The following is a 20,408-nucleotide window of genomic DNA, read 5'->3' as shown; positions in this document are numbered from 1 at the left end:
ATGTAGAACTAACAGTAATATATGCACTTTACATTGTGGCTGAAATTTGGATGAGGAAGAGGAGGAAAGAATATGTCTGTCTTAAAAACAACGAATTTAACAAAAAAATTTGGAAAGTTTACAGCTTTAAATGATTTGAACATTGAAGTGAATAAAGGGGAAGTTTATGGATTTATTGGCCCAAATGGAGCTGGGAAATCAACAACAATCCGTTTATTACTTGGTATTTTAAAACCAACTAGCGGAACCGCACAGATCTTTGGCATGGATGCATGGAAGGATGCTGTTGAAATTCATAAACGAATTGCATATGTTCCAGGTGATGTAAATTTATGGCCCAATTTAACGGGTGGAGAAGTTATTGATTTATTTGTGAAGTTACGTGGGGGAAATAATAAAAGTAGACGGGAAGAACTTATTCAAAAATTTGATTTAGACCCTTCTAAAAAATGTAGAACGTATTCAAAAGGGAATAGACAAAAAGTTGCCCTTATCGCTGCTTTCTCCTCAGATGCCGATCTTTACATTTTAGATGAACCTACGTCAGGTTTAGATCCATTGATGGAAAGAGTTTTTCAAGATTGTGTTATGGATATGAAAAAAGAAGGGAAAAGCGTATTACTTTCCAGCCATATCTTATCGGAAGTGGAAAGATTATGTGATAAAGTAGGGATTATTCGCCAAGGGAAAGTCATTGAAACAGGAACATTAAATGAATTACGCCACTTAACAAGAACCAATCTACTTATTGAAACGAAAGAACCACTTGTGTCTCTACATGAGGTTAAAGGTGTTTATAATATCGAGAAGAAACATCAAGCTCTTTCGTTTCAGGTAGATTCAGAGGAACTAGATCATGTTATTAAATATGTAAGTCAGTTTGGAGTTGTAAAATTAGAAAGTTCGCCACCTACATTAGAAGATTTATTTATGCGTCATTATGAAGGAGGCGCTTTATAATGACGAAGCAACTCTACAATCATACAGGGAAACTTGCTGCATTTATCATGCGGCGGGAGCGGATCCGCACTCCTATTTGGTTACTCTCTTTATCTATTTTGACATGTATTGTTGCGGTTTCATTTACCGAAATGTATCCATCTCAGCAAGAAAGACAAATTATTGCAGAAACGATGAAAAACCCTGCAATGGTAGCGATGCTTGGGCAAGGCTATGGTTTAAAAAACTATACAATAGGAGCAATGATGGCCAATCAAATGCTACTTTTTACAGCAATAGCTGTTGGAATTATGAGTATTTTATTTGTGGCACGCCATACACGAGCAGATGAAGAGGACGGCCGCATTGAAATGATTCGCTCTTTACCTGTCGGACGCTTATCTAATTTAAATGCGACAATCTATGTTTCATTTGGAATAAATGTGATATTAGCGTTAATAATTGGATTGGGATTGTCTGTTTTAAATATTGAAAGCATAGATTTAGGGAGTTCGCTTCTTTACGGAGCGGCTTTAGGAGCAACAGGTATTATTTTTACAGCCATCACGGCATTATTTGCGCAGCTTACAGAGAGTTCGCGAGGGACGATTGGCTTTTCTATCACTATATTACTTATCTCATATTTGATTCGTGCCATTGGAGATGTTAGCAATGAAACCCTGTCTTGGTTTTCACCATTTGGATGGGTGTTAGGTTCAGAAGTATATGTGAATAATTATTGGTGGCCAATTGTATTAACCATTGGCGTTGCATTTGTTTTAGTTATCATTTCCCTTTATTTAAATGCAATCCGTGATTTAGAAGCGGGATTCATACCGGCTAAACCTGGGAGAAAACAGGCATCTCATTTTTTACAAAGTCCTTTTGGCTTAGCAGTAAGACTGCAACGCATTGGAATCATTGCTTGGGGCATTGGGCTATTTATTCTCGGTGCATCTTACGGTTCTATTTTAGGTGATTTAGAGTCCTTTTTTGCCAATAATGAAATGATGGTGAAAATGTTAACGCCAGTAGAAGGATTTTCATTAACAGAACAATTTTTAAGTACATTGATGAAAGTGATTGCAATGATGTGTACCATTCCACCTTTAATGGCTATGTTTAAATTAAAAGGGGAAGAGAAACAGAATCGTACAGAACATTTGCTAAGCCGTGCTATCTCTCGTTCGCAGGTAATGGGAAGCTATTTCATCGTATCGATTATTAGCGGCTTTGTCATGTTATCACTTGCGGCAAGTGGTTTAGCATTAGCTGGAAACGCGGTCATGAAGGAAACAATTTCTTTTAGTACTTTTTATAGTGCAGCGATCGTTTATTTACCTGCAATGTGGATCATGATTGGTGTTGCCATCCTCTTTATTGGATTTGCACCAAAATTTTCAGGACTAACTTGGATGTATTTAACTTATTCATTCTTTGTCATTTATTTAGGTGGTTTATTTCAACTTCCAAAATGGATGAGTAACTTAACACCATTTGGATATATTCCAAGACTTCCTGTTGAAGAGGTAGATTTCGTGAAATTTTCAATACTAGTAGTTGTTGCAATTGTATTAATGGTTTTAGGCTTTGTCGGATATAATAAGCGGGATATTCACGGGTAATTGAATGCAATCCACTTTATATAAAAATTTGATGTTAAAGACTATTCTTTTTATATATGCGTATAAAAAGAATAGTCTTTTTTGTAAAATAAACGATTATAAATAAAAATAGCACTTGACCTGAAACGCTTTTCATACATTATAACTAAATTGTGATTGAGGATGTGAATATGGAAACGATACCTCGTTTGTATATTTTCTATATGAGCAGGTTTATTTATAGAAAGTGGTGACGAACCAATGAAATTAATTGCAATTGATTTAGATGGAACTCTTCTTTCAGGAAATAAAATAATTAGTAAAGAAAATGCAGAAGCAATTCGAAAATGTCAGGAGCAGGGACATGTAGTGACGATTTGTACAGGCCGTTCTATCGTAGATATTGAACGTCTACTATTAGAAGCTAATTTACAATGTCCTATTATCGCAGAAAACGGTGCTCTTATTTATACGGATCAAAAAATGATGAAGAGATACCCAATTCCAAATGCACAAGCACTTGAAATTGTTGAGTATCTTGAACGAAATCGTATGTATTATCAACTGTATACAGACAGGGGCGTATATGTCCCAGCTTATGGTGAAGAGAGCGTAAACTATGAAGTAGAATGGTTAAAAAAGAAAAACAGCGATATGAATCAAGAGGAGATTGATCGAATTGCAGCGTTATACCTTGAGCATACAGCGTTCCATGTAGCAGAAAGTTGTAAATCAATAGTAGAAGAAGAGGTGTATGTGCATAAACTTTTACCGTTTTCTTATGATATAGAGAAATTACAAAAATTAAAAATGCATTTTGAACATAATATAGGGCTAGCAATTACTGCTTCATATTGGCACAATGTAGAGATTAATCATCGTGACGCTCAAAAGGGGAATGGTTTATATACTTTAGCGGAATATCTTAATATTCCAGTTGGAAATACGATTGCAATAGGTGACGGTTTGAATGATATTTCTATGATGGAAAAGGCAAATATATCTATTGCAATGGGTAATGCAGTAGACGAAATTAAACAAATTTGTCATTATGAAACACTATCGAATGAAGAGCACGGCGTTGCACACGCTCTTTACCAATATGTCATAGTCAAAAAATAAAAAAGAATCCTTTGCGGGATTCTTTTTTATTTTTTATTAGGGGTAAGAAATTCTATGAGATTCATAGAATCCTTATTACCATTTATTTTATAGAATATATTGGAAGAAATGTATATGTTTTTCTTTAATTTTGTGAATATTTTGTGAACGATTCAACTACATAACAAAAAAATACCATTTCGAACGATTTTTTATTGAAAAATAAAATTTATTTGAATAATTATACTCTTGCTATATACCTAAGAGGACATTATTCGTATAATGGAGAGGCGTGAAAAAATGGTATTAATTTTACATATAGAGGTGGAAAGAAAATGAATGCTCGGCTAATGGAACTCATTGATATGAACACAATAGAAACCATGGCAGAACAATTTTATAAATTAACAAACATTTCGCATCAACTTCTTGATCAAAATAAGGAATGTGTTTTTTCATTCGGTATGGGTCAAGAAGAAAATATACAACTTACAAAGATTGAAATTCCGATTTTTTTGCATAAGCAACACCTTGGATCATTTGTTGCTTGTTCAATAAAAAATGACATCCGTACTTGTCAAAAATACTTCGAAATGCTTTCAAATCTCATTGTAAATAGTGCAATGAATAAACTTCAAAACGAAACAAAAAATATACATTTACTTTCTCAAAAAGAAGAACAGCTACATACAATCTTGCAAAATATGCCTATTTTAGTCGATGCCCTTGATAAAGATGGAAATTTCATATTGTGGAACCGAGAATGTGAGCTTGTAACAGGTTATGCTGCAGAAGAAATCGTTGGGAATCCAAAAGCACTTGAACTACTATATCCTGATGGCAATTATCGTAAGCAAATGCAAAAGAAATTTTCGATTCGCGGAAAAAGTTTTCGAGATTGGGAAATGAATTTAACATGCAAAAATGGGGACGTAAAAACCATCATGTGGTCAAACATTTCAGAACAGTTTCCAGTACCTGGTTATAGCTATTGGGCAGTGGGGGTTGATATTACTCATAGAAAAGGAATGGAAGAGCAATTAAAACAGCAAACTTCTGAGCTGGAGCTTATTTTTAAAGCATTACCTGATTTATGTTTTTTAACGGAAGCCGATGGAACAATTATAGATTATAAAGCTGGTTCAACAGCTAAGTTTTACGTTCCTGCAGAATCTTTTATGAGGCAAAAATTTTATGAAGTCTTGCCATCATCTGTAGCACAGCAATTTCAAGAAGCGATTCATCAAGTACAACAAAAGGAGTCGACAGTCATTGTTGAATACCCGTTAACACTCAAAGGAAGTGTTAGTTTTTTTGAAGCTAGATGTTTACCACTTTTACAAAATAAGATTATGATACTCGTTCGAGACATTACTGAGCGGAAAAAGACTGAGGAGCTATTGAATAAATCAGATACACTTGCAGCAATTGGACAGTTAGCTGCTGGAGTAGCACATGAAGTTAGAAATCCATTAACCGTAATCAAAGGGTTTATTCAATTATTTCAAATTAACCAGGAAGATCAAAATAAATATTTTGATCTTATGTTATCAGAGATTGAAAGGATTGAATCTATACTTCATGAATTTTTATCAATCGCAAAGACTGATGTTATTCCAATTGAAAAGAAAAATATTTGTTCGATATTAAGAAATGTTGTTTCGTTAATTAATACAAAAGCAATTATGACAAATATTCAAATTAACTTGCATATAGAATCGAAAGAATTACTGATTGATTGCTGTGAAAATCAATTAAAACAAGTTTTTATTAATATTTTACAAAACTCCATTGAAGCAATGCCAAATGGTGGGACAATCTCTATTTCTATGAAAAAATCAGAGCGTGAGGAAGTTGTTATTCATATAGTAGATGAGGGTGTAGGAATTCCTGAAGAAAGAATAAAAAGGCTTGGTGAACCTTTTTATAGTACGAAAGAAAAAGGGACTGGTATTGGATTAATGCTCAGTTATAAAATTATTGAAAGTCATCAAGGTAGAATTAGTATTATGAGTGAGGTAGGGAGAGGTACATCAGTTACTATTTATTTACCTATATTTCAAAGTGAGCAGGTGACTTCTCATTCTGATCTGCCATCTATGACAGGAGTTTTGTAATAGATAGTTATAATAAAGAAAAGAAGCTATTTTATAATCAATAAGATAGCTTCTTTTTTTTATTATCCAGCGAATTCTACTGCAGTTTTAGCATGTAAAAAAGCAGTATCAAATACAGGGATGGAAAGATCTTTTTGTGAAATGAGCAGGGGTATTTCTGTACAACCTAATAAAATTCCCTCTGCGCCATTTTTAATGAGTTTTTGAATGATTTGTAAGAAATGTTCTTTGGATTGATGCGAAATAATACCTTTACTTAATTCATGGAGAATAACATGATGAATAAAATTCCGTTCATTTTCTTCAGGAATAATTGTTTCAATACCATAATTAGTTAGTTTGGTTTTATAAAAGTCTTGTTCCATTGTTTGTTTTGTTCCGAGCAATCCAATTCGCTTCACATCTTTTTCAATAATTTCTTCAGCGCTTACATCACCAATATGAAGAAGTGGGATAGAAATTGCTTTTTCTACTTCTTCCGCAAACTGGTGTACTGTATTTGAACACATAAGTATACAATCTGCACCGGAGTGTTCTACTTTTTTTGCTACTTGGACGAGTTGGTTTTGCACTTCCTCATATTGTTGATTTTGTAATAAATTTGTTACTTCACCAAAATCCATACTATATAAAACAAGCTTTGCATTATGATTATACTGAGATAAAGTTAATGTATTAATATGTTTATAGTAAAGCGATGTTGATTCCCAGCTTAATCCACCAATTAATCCAATTACTTTCATGTCTCATTCCCCCGTGAACTTGTTTTATTACATTAATTATTCCATAATTCCGATAAGAATACAATGATTTATTTGTTCATTTCACATAAAAGTTGAAATAGCGAGAAAAATATCGAAAGTAATTTACCGTATTTCAATAATACAAGTTACAAACAAATACTTATCTAGAGAGGTGTAGGGAACGGCCCTATGAAACCACAGCAACCCTTATTTACTACAAATAAGAAGGTGCTAATTCCGCAAGTCTTTTGAAAGATAAGAGGATCATATATTCATATGGAAATGGCCTCTTATAGCAAAGGTCATTTTTTATTAAGAATAAAGGAAGTGAAGGCTCATAATTCAATATTTTTTTACATAGGACTAATAGAAACTAATTAGAATGAGAGGAGACTTCATATGAACAAATTATCTACAAAATTAGTCGTAGCAATCGGAATCGGTTCTGCACTATATGGTGTATTAGGTCTGTGGGGATTTTCAATTGCTCCAAACACATTTATTAAGCCTGGCCTTGCTATATTAACCATATTCGCTGCAGTTTTCGGGCCATTTGCAGGGCTTTTGATTGGGCTTATCGGTCATACAGTAACAGATACCATTGCTGGATGGGGGATATGGTGGGGATGGGTACTTAGTTCAGGTATTATTGGATTTATGATGGGACTTGTCCAAAAACGAACAAATTTTAGTATTAAAAATGGAACATTCCTTAATCGTGATATTGCATACTTTGCTGTAACAGGTTTAGTTGGGATTGTCATTGCAATTCTATTTGCTGGTGCTTTCGATATTATCGTCATGGGGGAACCTTTAGATAAAATTGTTATTCAAGTATTTGGTGCAACGATTGCAGATATCCTTGTATTTTTAATTCTTGGTTTACCAATCACCCTTGGATTAGCGAAAGCAAATAAAAAACATGCACATTTGAAGATTGAAAAGTAGGGAGGTCACAATGAAACCGATTATTTCCTTTGAACAATTTACATTTCAATATCAACAAGTGACCGAACCTACTTTAAAGAATATTACACTCCATATTTATCCAGGGGAAAAAGTATTAATTGCCGGTCGAAGTGGATCAGGAAAATCTACATTAGCCCATTGTATAAATGGGCTAATCCCTTTTTCATATGAGGGTTCAAGTACTGGGAACATTTCAATATGTGGTAAGGATCCCCGAAAAGGTAGTATTTTTGAGCAGAGTAAGCATGTGGGAACTATTTTACAAGATCAAGATTCCCAGTTTATTGGTTTGACTGTAGGGGAAGATGTTGCTTTTTCATTAGAAAATGATTGTGTCGAACAGAGGAAAATGAAAGTGGTTGTTATGGACTCTTTAAAAAAAGTACAGATGCATACATTTCATTCACGAAGCCCCCATGAATTATCTGGTGGTCAAAAACAAACTGTCTCTCTTGCTGGTCTACTAACGACCGATGCTGACATATTACTATTTGATGAACCGTTAGCAAATTTAGACCCAATAAGTAGCTTGAAAACAGTAGAACTTATTCAAAATGTACATCAACAATTTAATAAAACAGTTGTTATTATTGAACATAGAATAGAGGATATATTAAAGTTAGATTTAGATAAAATCATATTAATAGATGAAGGGGAAATTGTAGCAATCGATTCACCAAAAAGGATTTTACAAACAAACATGCTACAACAAATAGGGTTAAGAGAACCTGTATATATTGAAGCATTAAAAAATATAAAAATGAATATTTTAGATGAAGAATTATATCCAATTGAAACTTTAAATCATGAGAAGTTGAATAATGCAGTTAAGCAATGGGTGTTGCATGCTACTACGCCTAAAAAGCAACAAAAAAAAGAAATCTTATGTAAAGCAGAAAATATTTCATTTTCATATTCTCACAAAGGTTTTACATTAAGGGACATAACACTTTCCATACAAAGGGGAGAAATTGTAGCATTATTGGGTCATAATGGTGCAGGTAAATCTACATTTGCACATTTATTAACGGGAATGAACAAAGTACAGAAAGGAAACATTGTACTAGATAATGATAATATAACTTTATGGTCTATTCGGAAGCGGGGAGAAGTGATTTCCTATGTTATGCAAAATCCCAATCACATGATTACACAATCTACTGTTTGGGATGAAATTGCTTTTTCATTAAAATTACAGAAGGCTTCTAGAGCAGAAATACATAAACGAGTGGAAGATGCGCTGCAAATTTGTGGATTATATCCATTTCGAAATTGGCCAATTCAAGCGTTAAGCTACGGACAAAAAAAGAGGCTTACAATTGCATCAGTTTTAACAACGAATCCGAAACTTATCATATTAGATGAGCCAACTGCAGGACAAGATTATTTTCATTATAAACAATTTATGTCTTGTATAATTGAATTAGCGACACAGGGAATATCATTTATCTTTATTACACATGATATGAACTTAGTCTTAGAATACGCGGATCGTGCGGTTGTCTTTCATAAAGGAAAAATACTTGCTGATGATAGGATTCCGTTCGTATTAGCAAATAGTAAAGTATTACAACAAGCTAATTTGCAGGAAAGTTCGCTAACAACATTAGCAAAATTGAGCAAAATCCCTTTTCCAGAAGTTTTTGTACAAAAGTATATGGAGGCAAAAAGGAGGGGGGATTATGAATAAATCAGATTTATTTTATAGAGATAATCATACGTATTTCCATCGTATGGACGGCGCAATTAAGTTGTTTTTATTTATAATTTGGATGACTCTTACATTTATATTTTTTGATTTTCGTATTTTATTATGCGTGTTTTTCATTGGTTGTTTAGGATTAGTGATTGCTAAAATCTCTGTAAAAAAAGTTGTAATTATATTTAGTGCCATTTTCACATTTAGTATGCTAAATTCAGTGATGATTTTATTGATTACACCCGCCCATGGATCTGAGTTAACTGGGACAAGTACAGCATTCTTGCATATTGGATATGCTACGATTACATTTGAAACACTCTTTTATGCTCTTACACTTTCATTAAAGTACTTTACGCTATTACCATTTACACTTATTTTTATATACACGACACATCCAAGTGAATTCGCTAGCAGCCTATATAAAATTGGGTTGCCGTATAAAATTGCCTATGCGATAAACATTGCGCTTCGTTACATACCGAATATACAAGCGGAATATAAATTGATTAAGCACGCTCAAGAAGCAAGAGGTGTACCATTTGAAAAAGGAGAGGCGAATTTTTGGGAACGTCTTAAAAACCGATTACTCATTTTTTGGCCACTTATTATTCAATCTTTAGAGCGAATTGATACAGTTTCAAATGCAATGGATTTACGAGGATTCGGAAAAAAAGAGAAACGAACATGGTATTTTACAACGAAGGCAAAACAAGAGGATTATATAGGGCTCATTATTAGTATTATAACTTTATTATTTTCTATTTATTTGAAATTGAATGTTTTCAAAGGATTTTGGTATCCATTATAAGCTGTTACGTTCTTATTGGGAGAAAATTTAGGCACTCAGCGGAGTGTCTTTTTAATTTTATCAAGACATGCTCCAAAACTGCATAGATACATAATGTATAATACGAACCCGTTAATAAACGATCAATTACCCATTTTCTTTATCTTAAAGGAGGAAAAAATATGAGTTTCGGTGGTTCTTGTGGTTTCGGAGGTAGCTTTGCGCTATTAGTTGTGTTATTTATTTTATTAATTATTGTTGGATGCAGCTGTTGGGGCGGAGGGTATTAAAAAACATATGATTTTTTAATCGTTCGTCACAACATTATGTAATGAGAAAAACTATTAAAGGTACTTTTTTGAGTATCACTGTGAGATTTAATATGAAAAAGGAGCAGCCATGCTCCTTTTTCATATTGAAATTTTATCAGAATAACAAAGTTAACCTTCAAAAATTTTGTTGAATTTACATAATGTTTTTTAATCAATGAGATTAAACGGAATGATATTCATTTTCTATGTAATTTATTCTAAATAGTTGCCAGAATAGAAAAAAAGAAGTGCCACATAATAACAAAAAAGTGAAAAGACTAAATAAAAATTTGAGAAGCGACTAAATTCATTTTTAAAAGATATTTTTCTTGAAAACGAGTTAGGGATGATCTTAGATTGTTGAGGTGATTACATATATGCCAATGTTGGATGTGGACGGTAGTAGCCTGTATTATATCGTTAAGGGAAAAGGGGTTCCTATTGTTTTTATTCATCCTCCTGTACTTACTTGTGAGAATTTTGAGTACCAAATAGAGGAATTATCTCAAAATTTTAAAGTAATTGCTTTTGATATTAGAGGGCATGGAAGGAGTGAGTATTCAAAACAACCGATAACCTACCCACTGATTGCTGAAGACATTAGATGTTTGTTGGATCATTTGAAGATCAAAAAAGCATTTGTATGTGGATATTCGACTGGAAGTTCTGTCGCATTAGAATTTTTATTGGCTTTTGCTGAAAAAGCGTTAGGAGGGATTCTAATCGGGGGAATGTCAGAAGTGAGGGATGGATATCTAAAGAATAAGATTTCACTTGGCGTGAAGCTTGCGAAAGTGGGGGCAGTCTCATTTTTAGCATGGTCTATTTCATGGAGTAATTCAAATACACATAAATTGTTCAGAAAGATGTTTAAAGAAGCACGAAAAGGGAATGCCAAAAATATCTGGCAGTATTATTGTTATAGTTTACATTATAATTGTACGAATCAGCTTAGAAATATTCAGCTTCCGGTTTTGTTGGTATATGGTGAGAAAGATAAAGTATTTTATAGTCATGCGAAATTACTGCATGGAAAATTGCCATGTAATGAATTAAAATTCATTGATAACGTAAAGCATCAAATTCCTACAAAAGCAGCGAAATGTTTAAATGAATTGATTCAGCAGTTTGCTTTTATTCATACTGAGATGAGACTTTTTCCTTCCCCATAAAAAAATAGATTTATTTCGAAGTTATATACGTTGGTTGCGCTAAAAATTCAAGTGCAAAAGGAGCTATCATGCTCCTTTTTTTGCGATTGACCTGTTAAAGAGTAATAAGTGCTCAAGTTATCGTTACTAAAACATTTTGAAATCCTTTTTGTATCGTAGTAATGAGTAGGCGAGTAAGCGGTGGTACAACGATTGAAAATAAAAAAGGAGCATCGAAGCTCCCTTTAAATCAAAATAGCAGTACTTATTAATCAATCTCATTAGTTTGTGGAAAGGTAATGGTTAAAGTTGTTCCTCTATTAACAATACTCTTTATATTTAAAGTACCATTCATCGTTTCGATGATCTTTACTGCAACCATTGTACCTAACCCAGTTCCTTTTGTTTTTGTGCTAAAATAGGGTTCACCAAATCGATTTATTTGTTCCGGCGTCATACCAATTCCACTATCTTTAATAACAATAATAATCTTGTTTTCAAAAACGGATGACTTCACACTAAGTTTTCCGCCATTCGGCATTGCTTCAATGCTATTTTTTATCAAGTTTAAAAAACATTGTTGAAAATGTTGTGTATTTCCAATAATAGAACCTGTGACTAATTCTTCAGTAATATGAATAGAATTCATGTTACATAATGGCATCATCATACTTATTACTCTTTTTAACTCTTGATCTATTGTAATATTATCAACTTTTGGTGATGCAGGTTTAGCAAACGTTAAGTAATCATCAATGATAATTTGAGCACGGTTTAACTCTCCAAGAATATGTTCAATATATCGCTCTCGAGATTCTTGTGATAAATCTGGTGTTTTTAAGAGTTGGGTAAATCCTTTTACTACGGTAAGAGGATTTCTTACTTCATGTGAAATACTCGCAGCGAGTTGACTCACAACCTCCATCTTTTCCATCTTTACTAATTTAGATCTCATCATAATGGCATCCCTTAAAACTTCATTCATATATACAACAAATAACATGATGATAGGGGGCAATATTATAAAATAAGTAATATATGGCTGTGTAATTGGAAAATCAGATAAAATTACAGCTACAAATGTTGTAAGTAAAGCAAGAAAAAAAGGTAACACCATTGACATAACTAGTTTCTTTCTTCTATTTAATTGATTAAATTTAGAAGAGGAAAGGGCAGTGAAAATTAGCATGATAATATAAACTATAACCGTTAAAAAGTTCACACCATAAAAAACAAACCGAATTAATAACATGATAGTTAATAAAGCGATCCCAACGGGTAAACCGCCATAAAGTGTGCCTATGAGAAATGGGATTTGTCTTAAATCATGAACGCAATTCTCATCAATATATATAGGGTATTTCATACATAAAATTAACGGTATACTCGTACAAGTTACAATAAGGGTTTTTTTGTATTTTTTGAAAAACATTCCGTTATCATATATAAAATAAAAAACAAGGACACTACTTAAAATGTAAAGTAAATTATTTAATACGTTTTGGTTGATGTATATAAAATTCATCTAGCATGCCTCATTATTGTAGTTTTCAATACTAATAAGTATTATACAGAAAAATTGCAAATTCTTCATGTATTAATTATTTACAATGAGAAATCATGAATGGGCACGTAGGGAATATAAACAATTAAAACAAGAGCTTGCTATGAAGCACCCATTTGACCGAGTATCATATACAAATGGCAAATCTCCATATGTTGAAAAGATTATTTCATTAGCAAATAGCAAATTAGATGAAAGTACTTAAACATAATCCTCAAATAAGAGATTTCCGTAAGTTGTTAACGGAAATCTCTTACTTATAATGCTTCTTCACTAATCTGTATATTTCATCCATCCACTCTCTGATCGCTTTGCTTTAAATTTTCCGTAAGATAAAAGCTTCATTGCGGAACGTATAGCCGTGTAGAAGACTAAGGTTCCAATCCATTCATCGTCCATTTCACTAGGATCATATGTGGACTGATGAGCATAATAAGCAGCCATAATACAAGGGACTACTTGCTCCGAATCGAATTCATATGCAGTTGCATCCTCAATAATTAAATCAATAATGCGTTGGTTTCTATCTTTAACGTCTTTCTGGATTAAATTTCTTACCGTTTCTGGCACTAATTTTAATATTTCATTCTTCATTACAGTCACCTCATTCTTTATCATGTCCCAATATTTAGGGGATATATGGAATATGTTGTGTTAAAACCGATAAATTTTGAAACAAATTTACGCAAATTGAACGGAACTATACTCATGAAATTATCAGTATGAAATAGTTTCTTTTACACACAATAGGTACGAATATTTATAAAAGGGGGGATAAACGATGACGAATCGAAATGATAACCGAAAGCATAAAGATCAACATTTGAATAATATGAAAGATACTGAATTCTCGAAAGATGTGAATATTAGAAGTGAAATAACGAAAAAAGATTTAAATAAATAATGTATTGATTTGGAATTTAATGAGTCTAAATCATAGAAAAAGCGAAAAGATGTACAAGTTCATGTCAACCTGTACATCTTTTCGCTTTTGATTAATCTAATTACAATGATTTTTTGATTCAAGTTATACATGTTTGTTACTTTTAAATTTCATTTACCGTATTTTTAAAATTTTCAAAAAACATATCTTTATTTAATAACTAGTAGTAAAGATGACAGATTTCAAAAGATTCTAATTCAAAAGAAAATGCATGAAAAAATTATAGAATGGAACCCTATTTCATAAAGGATGTATAAAATATCATTTAGAAAAAAGAATGGGGAATTCTATCATGAAACTAACACCAGAACAACGTATTCAACTGCATGGATTTAATAACCTTACGAAATCATTAAGCTTTAATATGTATGATATTTGCTATACAAAAACAAAAGAAGAACGAGAAGCCTATATAGAATACATAGATGAACAATATAATGCAGACAGATTAACTAAAATTTTAAAAAACGTCTCAGATATTATAGGTGCACATGTACTGAATATCGCTAAACAAGATTATGTACCGCAAGGAGCCAGCGTAACTATATTAGTATCAGAGGGACCCGTTGTAGAGGTACCGACTGAATCATTCAGCGAATCACCTGGACCGCTCCCTGATTCAGTTGTTATGCAGTTAGATAAAAGTCATATAACGGTGCATACGTATCCTGAATATCATCCTGATGAGGGGATTAGCACGTTTAGAGCGGATATTGATGTAGCTACATGCGGTGAAATTTCACCTCTTAAAGCATTAAATTATCTTATCCATTCATTCGATACAGATATTATGACCATTGATTACCGTGTTAGAGGATTTACAAGAGATATAACAGGTAATAAGTTATTTATCGATCACGAAATAAGTTCTATCCAAAATTACATTCCAAATAACGTGAAAAATCTCTATGATATGATTGATGTCAATGTATATCAAGAGCATATCTTTCATACAAAATGTAAACTAAAGGAATTTGACTTGAATAACTATCTATTTGGATATACACAAGAAAAATTATCTGTAAAAGAACAAGAGGAAATTACAAAAAAATTAAAAACAGAGATGGATGAAATATTTTACGGGAAAAACATGAATCATGGATTAATGGAAGAGGATTTAGACGGTAATTCTTTTTAGGAAACTATAAATAATTCGTAAACAACAAAACAATCCCTACTTTTAACTAAAAAGTAGGGATTGTTTTGTCTTTACATTACATTTGAAAAATCGATACGAAAAAATTGAAACACTTATTTTCCAGCATATACTTTTGGACATTCTGTTACGGTTGGTTGATAGAAGCAATGTTCCTTGAATTGGCCAGCTAATGTCTGATTCCACCAAACAGGCGGACAATTCCCTGTAGGATTAAAAAACCAGAGAGAATTGGTTGCGGGATGTCCTCGCCAATACTCCAGACATTTTCTTGCCAGTTCCTTATCAGTTTCTCTTGCACGTTGATAAAAATACCCTTTTGTTACAGCTTCAAATGAATAACTTCCGCCTTGTTGTTGATACACCATTTGTTGAATATTTGTAATCCCTTTAAAGTCTAGACAATTGCACATCACTCTGTTCACACCAACATTTCCAACATCCAGCATTCCTTGTTGTCCTTCGCCTTCTGCTTCTGCTCTTATTAGGCGAGCTAACAAGTCCACATCAGTTTCTGTGTACGTGATTCGCATGAATATCCCTCCATTCTCTTTACAAATATATGTAAAGAGAATGGAAAACACGAATTTAAAATTCTTGCAGAGTAGGCAATTTCACTTACCGTATTGGAAAGAAAAAACACATGAAATAAACCATTCTAAAAAATTTACACACAATCACCTAGAATTCAATTAAAAAGAAAAGCCCGTTAAACAAAAAGCGCTATGACAGTGAACGAATAAAACAAGTACTAGGTGAAAGTGCAACGAAATTATTTTTTAAAGATAAAAGACTCTCCACTTAGAAGCGTCTTTTTATTTTAGTGATTACTTTTTATTTAGTTTTCTTTTTGTTTATCAAATACAAATAAGTTAAGTTCTTCAGGATCATTGGGAAACTGAATCAATCGTTCAAACTGCAGTCCTACTTTTTTAAGAAGCTTAGCTGAAGCGTAATTGTCTTGAGTTGTAATCCCCACAATACGATTTAATCCTAACGTATCTTTTCCATGTGCCATCACTGCAGAAGCTGCTTCATAAGCATATCCTTTTCCCCAGTATTTAGGAAGAAAGGCAAATCCAATATCTACATCCTCTAAAGTATCTCTTTTCACCAAACCACAAATTCCAATTGGAAGATGATCAGTCTTTCGTTCTACTAAAAAAAGACAAAAACCAAATTGCTCATACATGCGAATCGGTCCATTCAAAATATAGCTCCTTGCATCTTCTAACGTTTCCACACCACGATCGCCTATAAATCGCAACCAAGAAGGGTCATTCAAAAGTTCAAGGATAAAAGCTGCATCATCGGTTGTTTGTAGGCGAAGCGTAAGACGTTCCGTTTCAAGAATATTCAAAGGAAATACACCATCCTTTCAGTAAGATATTATTATATCCCATCTAGACTGAGAGGGGAATATAGATGTCATTATTATTGCATTACGAGTAGGGGTACCGCCATATTGCCGTCAAGCTAAGCTTTTAAAGTACCCCCTAAATGGAAATTTTGATTATGTAGATGTTTATGATAGATTCATACAAAATTGGTTTATTTCAGTAAAATAAGGTATATTATATTTGTTGAATAGATTCTCTTTAAAGACAAGAAAAGTAGGTGAACAAAGTGGGGAAATATCAATTGGATTACAAAGGTCAGGTAGCTGTGGCAAAGTTTCATGAAAAACAAACGCCTGCCAAATTTGATAAAAAACAGCAAATTGAAAAATTGCGTGCGGAGTATTTGAAAAAGAAGCAAAAACAAACAGATAAATAATATGTTACGTTTTTGGTTGCGTTTTCCCTAATTTTCTATATATGGTGCAAACAAACACAAAAAAATAGATAAGTTATTCATCGTTCAAATATATACAGGCTATTTTTTCAAACCTCTTACTTATGCAACTAACGCATGCGTTAGTTCATTAAGAATAACTAAAAAAGTCGATTTCTTGAGATGGAAATCGGCTTTTTTAATAAGTGACATTTCCTTAGTGTTGTAAATCCTCATTTTCCTGACGATACCACATGCCCCTAAATTTAAGAATTTTATAACACCCTAAAATAAAAAATTGTACATTTTCACCGGGAGATGCCAATTTTATCGTTTTGGGATATTTGCTTTTCTTAGCTTGATTGTGATGTGGCGGTACCCTAAGTAGGTTGTAAAATCAAAGTATCCCTTGATTAGTAAATGATAAAGTGGCGATACTAATAACTATTGAATGTAAATAACAAAGGAATGAGACTATGATTTTTATTTATACTGATTTTGGCGGAACCCATACAACTTCACTTGCAGCAGCATATCATTTAAATAAGTTACCAACTGATCGCATACTAACAAAAGAAGAGATTTTAAATGTAGAGTATTTCAATAAACTTAAAACTTCAGATATGGGGAAAATAATTTTGCGAGGGCGAGACGAGGGCGGAAATCCGGTTTACACAATCGGACATGGAACAGAAAAGCTAGTCGTTCCAGCTATGAAGAACTTAGCAGAGATTCTTCAACAGCAATATCAAAACAAAGAAAAAATCATTTTCTCGAATACATCACCAACAGTTCCGCTTCCCATGACATTTGGAGGTTTGTTTTCAAGAAGGTTGCATATCGATTTCATTGGTGTACCATTACTCGTATGGGGAGCGAAATTATGTTGTGATAATATACAACGACTTGTTAGTTATACAAAAGAGGCTGGAAGACTGACTGATGATCCTGTCGTTATTTTAGAAAATGAAACTTTCAAATAAAAAGTGCAGGATATATTGCAATCCTGCACTTTTTTCTATATCAACTCTACTTTTTTTCGAATCACAATTTTATCAATATCATCTTCTTCATCACCAATATATAAGCCACGTTCTTTTAAGTATGTTTCAAAATATAAATCTGCTTCTGCACGTTCATCATAAGGTTTTACAGATAAAACAAATCCTAATTTGTTTTGTTCCTCTAAATGAGAAGTAGAGATATAAGCAGGGGTATTATGACGTAAGAATAGCTCCTTAACAGGAATAATCATATCTTTCATTAGTTTTGATAGCATGCTCATTTCAAAATCAAAGTTAAAGCGATCAATACTAGATAGGTCAGCAAATACAACACCAATAAAGCCTGTATTAAATACTTCTTGAAATTCTGCATCTTGATTATCATAAAAGTTTTTTTCGATTAAGTAATTTTTAAAATAAGCAACACCATCAACTTCTTCAAAAGGTTTTGTTGAAAGAACGAAACCAATTTTCTTTTGTTTATGTAAATATACACAAGACATATGTGCAGATATATTATGTTCTTTAAATAACGAACTCGTTGCTCCTGCAAGCCCATCTAATACATAATGGACAATTTGCAACCTTTTACGGGCAAAATAATAGGATTTTTTTTGTAGTTCCAATGTATCAATAAACACAGAGCCGATAAAGCCTGTATTTGAGATAGTAGGTGTATGCTTTTTTCTTCCTCTGCGCTTGCTTTGAGCCATTGTAAAAATCATCCCTTCAAGTACGATTAAAATAAAAGAACGTTTGTTCGTGTATTTATATTTTACTATTTAATTGCTCCAAAGTAAAGAGATTTTCGCCAAAAAACAATAAAAAAGACACCTTTAAAAGGTGTCTTAAACGTGATAGGGAAGAGGTTTCGCCCCACTTAATTTGTAATTTATATTATGAAACAGAGACAAGCTCTTCTGCATCGTCTACATCTAAATGACAATCCATTGTACGTACATCTTGATCTTCATGACTTCCGAAATAAATAGTAATTTTCATATGTATCGCTCCTTTATTCTAGGAATACCTAAAATAATTACTAGTAATGTTACTGCTTATTATATACCACTTTGTTCATTCCGACAATCTTATCAACCTCATAAGTTTATTTTGTTAATAGAGAGAATATTCGTTATAATTAAATTAACTATATGTAAGGAGGAATTAACATGTCAAAAACTTTAAAAACATTCTTAAATGGAGGAAGAGGAGTGAATAGCATTTAAGCTAGTTTTGCACTCCTACTTCCTAAAATCATACAAATAATCGGAAAGTAGGAGAAGATTTGAAAAAGCATACGATTGCATCTCACAATATTTCTATTTTATTTTGGGCCCAATTCTTTGGGACAATTAGCTTTTTACAAGCAGTCATGACGCTGTTTTATGTAGAGAGAGGTTTAACTCCTTCAAATATTTTTATCGTGTTAATGTGTTGGAGCGGAGCTGTTCTAATAGGTGAAGTACCAGCAGGTGTATTTGCAGATCGATTCGGTTTAAAATTCTCTTTTATAACAGGCGCTTGTATAAAGATTATAAGTATTTCTATATTGTTCTTTGCTGATAACATATGGCTTTTTTGTTTATATAGCGTATTGAATGGTTTATCAGTGACTTTCTTTTCAGGTGCTGATGAAGCCTTACTATATGAATCTTTAAAAGAAACGGATGAACAACATTTGATGGATAAAGCGATGGGGAAAATACAATCCGCGAGTTTTATCTCAATGTTGATTGCTGTTGTTTTCGGGTCGTATTTTGCAAGAGATTTAAAGGAAGAGCAATTCCTAATTTTAATTACACTCGGGCTACTACTTCATGTCGTAGAATTGATTTTACTTCTATTTATCAAAAATCCAGCGGTGAGATTTGAATATAATGAATCATCGTATTCACAAGTGATTGAAGGGATACAAGTGATTCAAAAAGCGCCTCAATTACTTATCATGTTCTTAAATATATCTCTTGTATTTATTCCGGCAAGTGCAGTTTTTGACAACTATGATCAGTTACTTTTAAAAAATGCAGGCGTTCCGGTATTTGCAATTGGGATATTATATGCATTCGCTGCAATAGGTGGTTACTTTGCATCTATTTCTATAGGGTGGTTAACCAAAAAGTTTTCTCGTATATTACTATTAAATCTTTCAGGTGCACTTGCTGTTGGTGGATTACTATTAGCAGCTTGTTTTGGAAATACATTAGGGATCGTTTTAGGAGCATTTATCATTTTGCGATTTGTAAGAGCGATAAGATATCCAATTTATTCACAGCTGAGTAACGATATAATTCCATCACATGTACGTGCAACAACAATTTCATTGTTATCGGTTCTTGATTCTGTACTGGATTTACTTATTTTCAGTGTATTATCTTTACTTGCTGTATACGGACTATCTATTATGTTCATGGGATGTGCTGTAATTGCACTAATCGGGACTTGTCTACCGATTAAAGGTATTGGAGAAGGATCCGATAAACTCAATTAAACAAACCATTCTTTAAGGTATTGTCAGGCCTTAAAGAATGGTTATTTTGTTAC

Annotated in this window: 21 protein-coding genes and 1 riboswitch; of the genes, 15 read left to right on the top strand and 6 right to left on the bottom strand. The window is 32.8% G+C overall.

What is annotated here, in order from left to right; genetic code table 11:
- Positions 1 to 72: 72 nt before the first annotated feature.
- The 4 genes from CN373_RS09065 (at position 73) to CN373_RS09045 (ending at position 5,761) form a co-directional block, all read left to right on the top strand.
- Positions 73 to 960, top strand: coding sequence for an ABC transporter ATP-binding protein (locus CN373_RS09065; RefSeq protein WP_098359135.1), 888 nt, complete (start codon positions 73 to 75; stop codon positions 958 to 960).
- Entirely contained in the window at positions 960 to 2,564 is a 1,605-nt protein-coding gene (locus CN373_RS09060) for an ABC transporter permease (RefSeq protein WP_098359134.1), read from the top strand. The genes CN373_RS09065 and CN373_RS09060 overlap by 1 nt, the downstream gene beginning before the upstream one ends.
- A gap of 240 nt (positions 2,565 to 2,804) precedes the next feature.
- The gene (locus tag CN373_RS09055) at positions 2,805 to 3,665 is read left to right on the top strand and encodes a Cof-type HAD-IIB family hydrolase (protein WP_098359133.1); all 861 of its coding nucleotides are present in this window, start codon (positions 2,805 to 2,807) and stop codon (positions 3,663 to 3,665) included.
- Between the two features lie 314 nt (positions 3,666 to 3,979).
- Positions 3,980 to 5,761 carry a PAS domain-containing sensor histidine kinase gene (locus tag CN373_RS09045; protein ID WP_111901902.1) on the top strand — a complete coding sequence of 594 codons (1,782 nt, stop codon included), beginning with the start codon at positions 3,980 to 3,982 and terminating at the stop codon, positions 5,759 to 5,761.
- A 62-nt stretch (positions 5,762 to 5,823) separates the two neighbouring features.
- On the opposite strand, the gene CN373_RS09040 is transcribed toward CN373_RS09045, so the two are convergent.
- On the bottom strand, positions 5,824 to 6,504 hold the full coding sequence (locus CN373_RS09040; protein WP_000864408.1) for an aspartate/glutamate racemase family protein: 681 nt from the start codon (positions 6,502 to 6,504) through the stop codon (positions 5,824 to 5,826).
- 157 nt (positions 6,505 to 6,661) lie between these two features.
- Positions 6,662 to 6,766: riboswitch (SAM riboswitch) on the top strand.
- Between the two features lie 137 nt (positions 6,767 to 6,903).
- Between CN373_RS09040 and CN373_RS09035 the strand changes: the two genes are divergently transcribed.
- The 5 genes from CN373_RS09035 to CN373_RS09015 all read left to right on the top strand — a co-directional run bounded on the left by CN373_RS09035 (position 6,904) and on the right by CN373_RS09015 (position 11,445).
- Positions 6,904 to 7,452 carry an ECF-type riboflavin transporter substrate-binding protein gene (locus CN373_RS09035; protein ID WP_001038225.1) on the top strand — a complete coding sequence of 183 codons (549 nt, stop codon included), beginning with the start codon at positions 6,904 to 6,906 and terminating at the stop codon, positions 7,450 to 7,452.
- Positions 7,453 to 7,462: 10 nt separating this feature from the next.
- Positions 7,463 to 9,163: an ABC transporter ATP-binding protein gene (locus CN373_RS09030; RefSeq protein ID WP_000802561.1), complete on the top strand. Its 1,701-nt coding sequence runs from the start codon at positions 7,463 to 7,465 to the stop codon at positions 9,161 to 9,163.
- On the top strand, positions 9,156 to 9,983 hold the full coding sequence (locus CN373_RS09025) for an energy-coupling factor transporter transmembrane component T family protein (RefSeq protein ID WP_001042953.1): 828 nt from the start codon (positions 9,156 to 9,158) through the stop codon (positions 9,981 to 9,983). Before CN373_RS09030 ends, CN373_RS09025 begins: the two co-directional genes overlap by 8 nt.
- 161 nt (positions 9,984 to 10,144) lie before the next feature.
- On the top strand, positions 10,145 to 10,252 hold the full coding sequence (locus tag CN373_RS09020) for a YjcZ family sporulation protein (RefSeq protein ID WP_000007809.1): 108 nt from the start codon (positions 10,145 to 10,147) through the stop codon (positions 10,250 to 10,252).
- Between the two features lie 398 nt (positions 10,253 to 10,650).
- Positions 10,651 to 11,445: an alpha/beta fold hydrolase gene (locus CN373_RS09015; protein WP_001132099.1), complete on the top strand. Its 795-nt coding sequence runs from the start codon at positions 10,651 to 10,653 to the stop codon at positions 11,443 to 11,445.
- Positions 11,446 to 11,692: 247 nt separating this feature from the next.
- Here the strand turns inward: CN373_RS09015 and CN373_RS09010 are convergent, their stop codons facing one another.
- On the bottom strand, positions 11,693 to 12,949 hold the full coding sequence (locus tag CN373_RS09010; RefSeq protein ID WP_098359132.1) for a sensor histidine kinase: 1,257 nt from the start codon (positions 12,947 to 12,949) through the stop codon (positions 11,693 to 11,695).
- Positions 12,950 to 13,034: 85 nt separating this feature from the next.
- Between CN373_RS09010 and CN373_RS26020 the strand changes: the two genes are divergently transcribed.
- Entirely contained in the window at positions 13,035 to 13,193 is a 159-nt protein-coding gene (locus CN373_RS26020; protein WP_272952040.1) for a GrpB family protein, read from the top strand.
- Positions 13,194 to 13,261: 68 nt separating this feature from the next.
- Here the strand turns inward: CN373_RS26020 and CN373_RS09000 are convergent, their stop codons facing one another.
- On the bottom strand, positions 13,262 to 13,582 hold the full coding sequence (locus CN373_RS09000) for a hypothetical protein (protein ID WP_098359131.1): 321 nt from the start codon (positions 13,580 to 13,582) through the stop codon (positions 13,262 to 13,264).
- A gap of 187 nt (positions 13,583 to 13,769) precedes the next feature.
- Here CN373_RS09000 and CN373_RS26015 point away from each other — a divergent pair, with 187 nt between their 5' ends.
- Both CN373_RS26015 and speD read left to right on the top strand, forming a co-directional pair.
- Entirely contained in the window at positions 13,770 to 13,892 is a 123-nt protein-coding gene (locus tag CN373_RS26015; RefSeq protein WP_000184922.1) for a hypothetical protein, read from the top strand.
- A gap of 331 nt (positions 13,893 to 14,223) precedes the next feature.
- On the top strand, positions 14,224 to 15,069 hold the full coding sequence (gene speD, locus CN373_RS08995; protein ID WP_000779208.1) for an adenosylmethionine decarboxylase: 846 nt from the start codon (positions 14,224 to 14,226) through the stop codon (positions 15,067 to 15,069).
- A gap of 113 nt (positions 15,070 to 15,182) precedes the next feature.
- On the opposite strand, the gene CN373_RS08990 is transcribed toward speD, so the two are convergent.
- Positions 15,183 to 15,620, bottom strand: a complete 438-nt coding sequence (locus CN373_RS08990) for a cell wall hydrolase (RefSeq protein ID WP_001223410.1) — start codon at positions 15,618 to 15,620, stop codon at positions 15,183 to 15,185.
- Between the two features lie 305 nt (positions 15,621 to 15,925).
- Positions 15,926 to 16,447, bottom strand: a complete 522-nt coding sequence (locus tag CN373_RS08985; protein WP_001022959.1) for a GNAT family N-acetyltransferase — start codon at positions 16,445 to 16,447, stop codon at positions 15,926 to 15,928.
- A 266-nt stretch (positions 16,448 to 16,713) separates the two neighbouring features.
- On the opposite strand from CN373_RS08985, the gene CN373_RS25530 reads away from it, so the two are divergent.
- The gene (locus CN373_RS25530; RefSeq protein WP_000521647.1) at positions 16,714 to 16,863 is read left to right on the top strand and encodes a hypothetical protein; all 150 of its coding nucleotides are present in this window, start codon (positions 16,714 to 16,716) and stop codon (positions 16,861 to 16,863) included.
- Positions 16,864 to 17,336: 473 nt separating this feature from the next.
- Entirely contained in the window at positions 17,337 to 17,843 is a 507-nt protein-coding gene (locus CN373_RS08975; RefSeq protein ID WP_000576341.1) for a DUF3189 family protein, read from the top strand.
- 35 nt (positions 17,844 to 17,878) lie between these two features.
- On the opposite strand, the gene CN373_RS08970 is transcribed toward CN373_RS08975, so the two are convergent.
- The gene (locus CN373_RS08970; protein ID WP_186324563.1) at positions 17,879 to 18,589 is read right to left on the bottom strand and encodes a hypothetical protein; all 711 of its coding nucleotides are present in this window, start codon (positions 18,587 to 18,589) and stop codon (positions 17,879 to 17,881) included.
- A gap of 563 nt (positions 18,590 to 19,152) precedes the next feature.
- Here CN373_RS08970 and CN373_RS08960 point away from each other — a divergent pair.
- Positions 19,153 to 20,355 carry an MFS transporter gene (locus CN373_RS08960; RefSeq protein ID WP_098359129.1) on the top strand — a complete coding sequence of 401 codons (1,203 nt, stop codon included), beginning with the start codon at positions 19,153 to 19,155 and terminating at the stop codon, positions 20,353 to 20,355.
- The last annotated feature ends 53 nt before the right edge of the window (positions 20,356 to 20,408 follow it).

This window comes from Bacillus cereus, assembly GCF_002561295.1.
Lineage (GTDB): Bacteria > Bacillota > Bacilli > Bacillales > Bacillaceae_G > Bacillus_A > Bacillus_A cereus_S.
This window is presented reverse-complemented; position numbering and strand designations above follow the sequence as displayed.